The following is a 7401-nucleotide window of genomic DNA, read 5'->3' on the forward strand; positions in this document are numbered from 1 at the left end:
GGCGCAGCCCGAGAGCCCGACGGCGGCACGCCGGGACGCCCGGTTATTGCCGGAGCTTCTTGGGCTGCCTCACCACACGCGACTCCAGCAAGCGCCGCGTGGTTTCCAGCTCTTTCTGCAACAGCTCGGCATCTGGCAACACGGTACGGTAGTTCGCCGCCATCACCTTCGTCGGCAAACCTTCCAAGGCATACCGCGCCAGCGCATGGCCCTTGTCAGCACAGAGAATCAACCCCACGGGCGGGTTCTCATCGGGATAGGCCCAATGCTCCTTGGCGTAGTTGCAATACATGTGCATCTGGCCCACGTCCGCATGGGTCAGGCTGCCCAGCTTCAAGTCGATGATGACCAAGCAACGCAACTTGCGATGGTAGAACAGCAGATCGACCCGATACCAGGTCTGGTCAATGCGCAAGCGCCGCTGCCGGCCGACGAAGGTGAAGCCTTCGCCCAGCTCCAGCAGAAAATCCTCCAGCCGCTGGATCAACGCGGCCTCCAGATCGGATTCCGAATACTCGTCCTTGAGATTCAGGAACTCCAGCACATACGGATCTTTGATCGCGTCGTCGGGCGTGACGGCATCCTCGGGCCTCGCCACCGCTCCCTTGACCAGCATCGCCGCCTTATCCTTGGACAAGGCGGTGCGCTCGTAAAACTGGCTGCCAATCTGCCGGTCAAGCTGGCGCACGCTCCAGCCGCCGCGCAGTGCCTCGGCTTCGTAGAAGCGCCGGGCATGGTTGTCCTTGACCACCAGCAGCCGCACATAGGCCGACCACGGCAGCGTGAACACCTGTGCCAGCTCGGTGAGGCTCAATTTCCCAGACACTGTCTGGGATTTCTCGTCGGGCAGCTCGTTGTCCAATTTCCCAGACAGTGTCTGGGAAATCTCGGAGACAGGGTATGCGAGGAAGAACCGCCGCATGTTCTCCAGGTTGTTCACGCCAAAGCCCCGCCCAAACTGCGCGGTCAAATCAGTGGACAGTCGCTCCATCAACTGCTCACCGTAACCCGCACGTCGTTTGCCCTGTTGCTCGGCCTCCACTATGCGGCGGCCAATCTCCCAATAGCTCGCCGTCATCAGCGCATTGACGCTGCGTGCCGCCGCCTGGCGCGCAGCGCCAAGCAGCTCCACGATGCCGCTGTGGATGCCGGCGTAGCCGGCAGGCAAAGCGGCGGGTGCGGCTCCCGCCGCCGCAGGCGTCTTCTTGATCATGCTGCCACCTCTGCGGGACGTTGCGCCTCGGTGATCGTCTTGCGCCGGTTCGCCACCAGCTCGGCCGCCTTGCGCACCGGATCGTCCTCGGTGTGGACGTAGCGCATGAACATCGCCACGGTCTTGTGCGCCGTCAGCGCCATGCCGACCTTGACCGGGATGCCCGAGTTGGCAATGTCGGTCGCGGAGCGGTGGCGGATGCCATGCGTGCCGACGTGCGTGGCGCCCGCCGCCTTGAGGGCGCGGCTCCAGCCGCCGTAATACTCGCCCGTGGTCAGGTGCTTGCCGGGATGGCTTGGAGACGGCAGCACATAGGGAGTGCCTTCCTGCCGTGGCGCCGTCGAGAGCAGTCGATAGGCTTCCTCGCTCATGGGCTTGGACATGCCGCCCGTCTTGCTGTCCGGCCAGACCACGCGGCGGTTGTCCAGGTCCACCCAATCCCATCGGAGCGTCACGATTTCGGAGCGGCGGCCGGCGAACTCGAATTGCAGACGGATCGCCAGCGGGATGACGTAGTTCTCCAGACCCTCGGCTTCGATGTGCTCCAGTCGCCGAAACAGCTTGCCCATGTCCTCGTCGCTGATGAGGTGGGTAGCCCTGCCGTTGGGATACATCGGGACGTGGCGGCAAGGGTTGGTGCCGTCAGGCCGGTGGCCCCACACCTCGGCCAGGTTGAACATCTTGCGCATCACGCTGAAAGCACGGTTGGCCTCGGCGGGCTTGTGGGCCATCTTCTTCATCGCCGTGGCCACGTCCGGCCGCTTCACGTCCTGAACCTTCAAACGGCCCAGCATCGGAACGATGCAGCGGTCGATGACGGCCTGATACCCGCGCTGGGTGCTGGGCTTGTTGCGCTGCTTGGAGTAGTCCTCCATGAACTTGGTGCACAGCTCCTTGACCGTGGGGGCTGAACGGGCGGCGGCCTTGGCAGCGCTGGGGTCGCCGCCCCGGCGCACCTCGGCCAGCCATTCCTGGGCCAGCGAACGGGCCTGCTCGACGGTCAGTTCCCCGTACAGGCCCAATGCGGGCTTGCGCCGCTCGCCGGCGTTCGTGCGGTACTGGAGCATGAACACCTTGCGGCCCGCTGGTGTAATCTTGCACAAGAAGCCGGGCACCAGCGTGTCCCGGAGTTCGACGGCTTGCGCCTGCGGTTGTGCCGCATCGACTGCGGACTTAGTGAGCTTGATTTTCGCCATGATGACTCCTCGGAAAGACCGGATTCCCAGGAGCCTTGTAGGGGCCAGCAGAGGGGAAGCCAGGTCAGGTTTCGGAAAGCACCGGCATATGTTGAACTCGCCTAAGTTATTGATAAACCTGCTGTATCGGGCTTCGGCGTAGTCCAGCGAAGTTCGGTGCTGGAGTCATGGTGAAATGAAGAAGGCCCGCGCGGGGCGGGCCTGGGGCGTGGGTCACGCATATTTGATAGCTGCTTGCGCTTGTCCAACGTCGGTTTCAGGGGTTTTTATATCTGAAAACCTTTGTAGCCAAGCGCTAGCAGCTATCGTTTTTAAGGCCTTCGGCTTGCCGCGATCACTTGATGGTCGTCCACGCGGGCATGGGGCGATCGTCCGCGCGATGCGGCGTGTCCACGTTCTTGCGCATCGCCCAGGGGCGGATCTGGTGGTGCAGCGGCAGGTAGTAGTACTCGTCCTTGACCAGCTTGAGCGCGTCGTTGATCAGCGCGTCGCGCTTGGGGGCATCCATCTCGACCTTGATCTGCTGGATCATGCCGTCGAGCTTGGCGTCGGAAAAGCGCCCGCCGTTGTAGACGCCAGCCGAGGTCTTGCCGTCCTTGGTGGACATCAGCGAGTCCAGCGAATACAGCGCGTCGAACGTGGCCACGCCCCAGCCGAACAGGTAGGCGCTCACGTCGTTGTTCATCACGCGGGTGACGAACTGCGCCATGGGCGCGGTTTGCAGGTTGGTCTTGACGCCGATGCGTGTCCACATGGCGGTGACGGCCTGGCAGATGGCCTCGTCATTCACGTACCGGTCATTCGGGCAGTCGAGCTTGAGCGAGAAGCCGTTCGGGTAGCCGGCGTCGGCCAGCAGCTTCTTGGCGGCCTCCACGTCGTACTTGGCGGCACGCTCGTTCAGTTGCTTGGTCCAGCCATGCACCATGGGAGCGATCATGGTGCCCGCAGGCACCGACAGGTTGCGCATGGTGCGGCTGTGCAGGCCCGCAGAGTCGATGGCCTGGTACAGCGCCTGGCGCACGCGCTTGTCCTTGAGCGGGTTCTTGCCGGCCGTGCCGGCGCCGGGCAGCTCGTCGCGGAACTGGTCCAGGCCCAGGTAGATGGTGCGGTTCTCGGCCCCTTCGATGAGCTTGATGTCGGGGTTGGCCTTCATGCGCGCCAGGTCCTGCGGCGGCGGATCGACCACGAAGTCCACCTGCCCCGAGATCAGCGCGGCCGAGCGCGTGGCGGCCGACTTGATGGGGGTGAACACCACCTCGTCGATGTTGCCCTTGGGCTTGTCCCACCAGTTGGGGTTCTTCTTGAGCGTGACCTTCACGTCCGGCTGCCAGCCCACCATGACGAAGGGGCCCGTGCCGTTGGCGTTGCGCGAGGCGTAGTTCTCTTCCTTGCCCGCGTAATCTTGCGACTTCACAGAGTTGTGCTTCTCGGCCCAGGCCTTGTTCATGATGCGCGCCTCGGTCAGCTCGCGCAGCAGGATGGGATTGGGGCCCTTGAGGAACACGTCCACCGTGTGCTCGTCCACCTTATTGACTTCCTTGACGCTCTGCACCGCGGACATCATGTTGGACGGCGCCGTGCCGGCACGCGTGAGCGAGAACACCACGTCATCGGCCGTGAATGGCGCACCATCATGGAATTTCACGCCCTTGCGCAGTTCAAAACGCACCTGTGTGGGGGAGACCTGCGTCCACTTGGTGGCCAGCGCGGGCTCGATCTGGTACTTGTCGTCATAGCGCACCAGGCTCTCGTACACCTGCTGCAGGAAGGCGTGCGTGGTCTGGTGGTTCTGCGCGTGGGGGTCCACGGTGAGGATGTCGTTGGCGCCGGCCCAGCGCATGGTGGCGGCGTGGGCGGTGCCCATGGCCACGAGCACGGCGGCCCCCAGCAAGCCCAGTTTGAAGGTGGTACGTTGAATCATCCGTCTGGCTCCTGTGTGTTGATGGTTACTACCGGATCACGTAGTAGCAATCATCGTACCGAAAACAACAACGGCCGCTGAGCGGCCGTTGCAGGGAGCAGGGGATTGCGGCCGGGAAGGCCGCGCTCCGTCAGCGGAACTTGGGCAGGTTGAACTGCGGCGGCACGCCCATGCGGGTGTTGATGATCCACTGCTGCGCGATCGACAGGATGTTGTTCGTCAGCCAGTACAGCACCAGGCCGGCCGGGAAGAAGAAGAACATCACGCTGAACATCAGCGGCATCAGCCACATCATCTTGGCCTGCATCGGGTCCGGCGGCGCGGGGTTCAGCGCGGTCTGCAGCAGCGACGAGAGCGTCATCAGGAGCGGCAGGATGAAGAACGGGTCGGGCGAGGACAGGTCCTTGATCCAGCCGATCCACGGCGCATTGCGCATCTCCACGCTGGACAGCAGCACCCAGTACAGCGCGATGAACACCGGGATCTGGATCATGATGGGCAGGCAGCCGCCCATGGGGTTGACCTTCTCCTCGCGGTAGATGCGCATCATCTCCTGCTGCATCTGCTGGGGCTTGTCCTTCAGGCGCTCGCGCATTTCCATGATGCGCGGGTTGATGGCCTTCATCTTGGCCATGCTGGCGTAGGCCTTGGCGTTGAGCCAGTAGAACGCGATCTTCAACAGGAACACCAGCGCCACGATGGACCAGCCCCAGTTGCCCAGCACCTTGTGCAACTGGTCCAGCAGCCAGTACAGCGGCTTGGCCAGGATGGTCAGCCAGCCATAGTCCTTGACCAGCTCCAGGCCCGGGGCCAGCTTTTCCAGCAGCGTCTCGATCTGCGGGCCGGCGAACAGGCGCGCGTCCACGGCCTTCGACTGGCCGGGGGCGATCTCGCCCAGCGGTGTGATCATGCCCACCGAGTACAGGTTGGTGTCCACCTTGCGCACGAAGTTGTCGCGCTGCACGCCGTCGCCCAGCAGCCACGCGGTGGCGAAGTAGTGCTGCACCATGGCCACGTAGCCGTTGCTGGAAGACTTGTCGATCTCGGCCTTGCCGTTCTCGATGTCCTTGAACTCCACCTTGTGGTACTTCTTCGCCTCGGTGTACACGGCCGGACCGGTGAACGTGGAGTAGAACGACGACTCGCCCGCCGGCTTGTTGCCATCGCGCGCCAACTGCAGGTACAGCTGGGGCGATACCGGGGCCGTGCCCGTGTTGACCACCTCATGCTTCACGGCCACGTCGTAGGCGCCGCGCTTGAGCGTCCAGGTCTTGACCAGCTTCACGCCGCCCATGTCGGCCGACTCGAAACGCACGGTCAGCTCGTTCTGGCCGTCCTGCAGTTCGCGCGGACCGGGCACGACCGCCATGGGGGTCTTGTGCGTGGGGAAGGCGCCGCCGGCACCGTTGCCGATGAGGCCCGTCTGCGCGACATAAACACGCGAAGCGCTCTCGTCCAGCAGCAGGAAGGGCTTGGTCTTGTCCTCCATCTCGGGATATTGCAGCAGCTCTCCGTGGACCAGCGAACCGCCTTCGGAGTCAAAGCTCAGGCGCAGCACGTCGGTGCTCACGGTCACCCGCTCGCGCGGGATGGCGGCAGGCGGCACGCTGGCGCCTGCGGGCGGCTGCGGCGCCGCGCCCGGCGTGGCGCTGGCGGCGGCCACCGGCACGTCGGCAGCGCCAGCGCCGGAGGCCGCTACCGCGGGCGTGCTGGCCGTCTGCGCCGGCGGCGTGGGGAAGAAGGTGGCCTTGTTGCCGTTGTGGATCTGCCACTTGTCCCACAGCAGAACCATGGAAAAGCCAAAGATCACCCACAGGATGGTGCGGCGGATGTCGTTCATGAAGTCTTCTTACGTGAGGAAGAGGGAGTGTCGTCGGAAGGCGTGAGCCGTGAAAACAGGCGCATGCCGCGCGGCAGCTCCTGCGGCACGGGGTCCAGCCCGCCCTCGCACCAGGGATGGCAGCGCGCCAGGCGGCACACGGTCAGGTAGCTGCCGGCCGCGGCACCATGTTGCTCCAGCGCCTGCAGAGAGTACACCGAGCAGGTGGGCTCGAAGCGACAGGCCGACCCGATCCAGGGACTTAGCAGCAGCCGGTAACCGCGCACCAGCCCCATGAGCAGCGCGCGCATCATGGTCGCGCCCCTGTCGCGGCCGCCCTACTGCGGCGTTCGGCCGCGGCAAAGAGCTGTTCCAGTTCGGCGCGCACGGCCTGCTTCAAAGCCTCGGAGGTGGCGCTCACGAACTGCTTGCGATCAAAGCCCATGCGCAGGCGCACCACGTGCGCGCCGCTGGGCATGCGCGCCTCGAACCCGCTGGCCACGGCGTAGATCTGGCGCTTGATGGTGTTGCGCGTGACTGCGCGGCGGGCCCAGCGCTTGGGCACCATGGCGCCCAGCCACACGCCGCCCGCCTGCCCCCCCACGAGAAACAGGGCCTGCGATCCCTGCGCCTGCGGCGAGGAATCGGGCCCTGTGGCTGGCGGAACTCCATCGGTTGCCACCGGCGGCAAACCCAGCCGGTGCAGTGCGAAGTGCGCCGTGCGGGAGACGGTGCCTCCCGCCATGGCTGCCTGGAACTGGGGGCGCGTTTTCAGCCGATGCATGGGTGCAGCGTCCCCGGCAGGGAACTGGCGGTGCAAACCCGTAAGCGGCCGAAAGCCGAGCGGCCCGGCCTCAGACGGCCAGACGCTTGCGGCCCTTGGCGCGGCGAGCGTTGATGACGGCACGGCCGCCGCGCGTCTTCATGCGCACGAGGAAGCCATGGGTGCGCGCACGGCGCGTCTTGGAGGGCTGGTAAGTACGTTTCATGTTCTCAATCCTTGAAGGTTCAGTTACGGGCGCGGCTTCGATCGGCAACACCCGCCGGGCCTGCTGCATCCTGCATGGAATGCGCGAAAAGCAGCCGCCCGGGCTTGATCACCCTGAACACCATTCAGGGAAACCGCGGATTATTGCAGGCTCGGTGAATCCTGGCAATGCCTGGGGCGTATCGGCCCACTTCGCGGCCTACTTCGCGATCCGGTGCATGTAGGGCCGCGCATGCCCCCTTACCGCCTCGCTCAGATTGTGGA

The 7401-nt window shown here is 64.8% G+C and carries 7 protein-coding genes; all 7 read right to left on the reverse strand.

Translation table 11 applies throughout. The features are described 5' to 3' along the window. Positions 1-43: 43 nt before the first annotated feature. Positions 44-1213: a PDDEXK nuclease domain-containing protein gene (locus DTPSY_RS17715; protein WP_015914741.1), complete on the reverse strand. Its 1170-nt coding sequence runs from the start codon at positions 1211-1213 to the stop codon at positions 44-46. After that, positions 1210-2409 carry a tyrosine-type recombinase/integrase gene (locus DTPSY_RS17720; RefSeq protein ID WP_015914742.1) on the reverse strand — a complete coding sequence of 400 codons (1200 nt, stop codon included), beginning with the start codon at positions 2407-2409 and terminating at the stop codon, positions 1210-1212. The genes DTPSY_RS17715 and DTPSY_RS17720 overlap by 4 nt, the downstream gene beginning before the upstream one ends. Positions 2410-2743: 334 nt before the next feature. After that, complete coding sequence (locus tag DTPSY_RS17725) at positions 2744-4330, reverse strand: ABC transporter substrate-binding protein (RefSeq protein ID WP_015914743.1); 1587 nt, start codon at positions 4328-4330, stop codon at positions 2744-2746. 130 nt (positions 4331-4460) lie between these two features. Beyond that, positions 4461-6170, reverse strand: coding sequence for a membrane protein insertase YidC (yidC, locus tag DTPSY_RS17730; RefSeq protein ID WP_015914744.1), 1710 nt, complete (start codon positions 6168-6170; stop codon positions 4461-4463). Then, the gene (gene yidD, locus DTPSY_RS17735; protein WP_015914745.1) at positions 6167-6463 is read right to left on the reverse strand and encodes a membrane protein insertion efficiency factor YidD; all 297 of its coding nucleotides are present in this window, start codon (positions 6461-6463) and stop codon (positions 6167-6169) included. The genes yidC and yidD overlap by 4 nt, the downstream gene beginning before the upstream one ends. Further along, positions 6460-6933, reverse strand: a complete 474-nt coding sequence (locus DTPSY_RS17740) for a ribonuclease P protein component (RefSeq protein WP_015914746.1) — start codon at positions 6931-6933, stop codon at positions 6460-6462. Before DTPSY_RS17740 ends, yidD begins: the two co-directional genes overlap by 4 nt. Positions 6934-7003: 70 nt before the next feature. Then, a complete protein-coding gene (rpmH, locus tag DTPSY_RS17745; RefSeq protein ID WP_005798102.1) occupies positions 7004-7138 on the reverse strand; it encodes a 50S ribosomal protein L34 in 135 nt (44 codons plus the stop codon). Positions 7139-7401: the final 263 nt, after the last annotated feature.

Source organism: [Acidovorax] ebreus TPSY, assembly GCF_000022305.1.
Classification (GTDB): Bacteria; Pseudomonadota; Gammaproteobacteria; order Burkholderiales; family Burkholderiaceae_C; genus Diaphorobacter; species Diaphorobacter nitroreducens.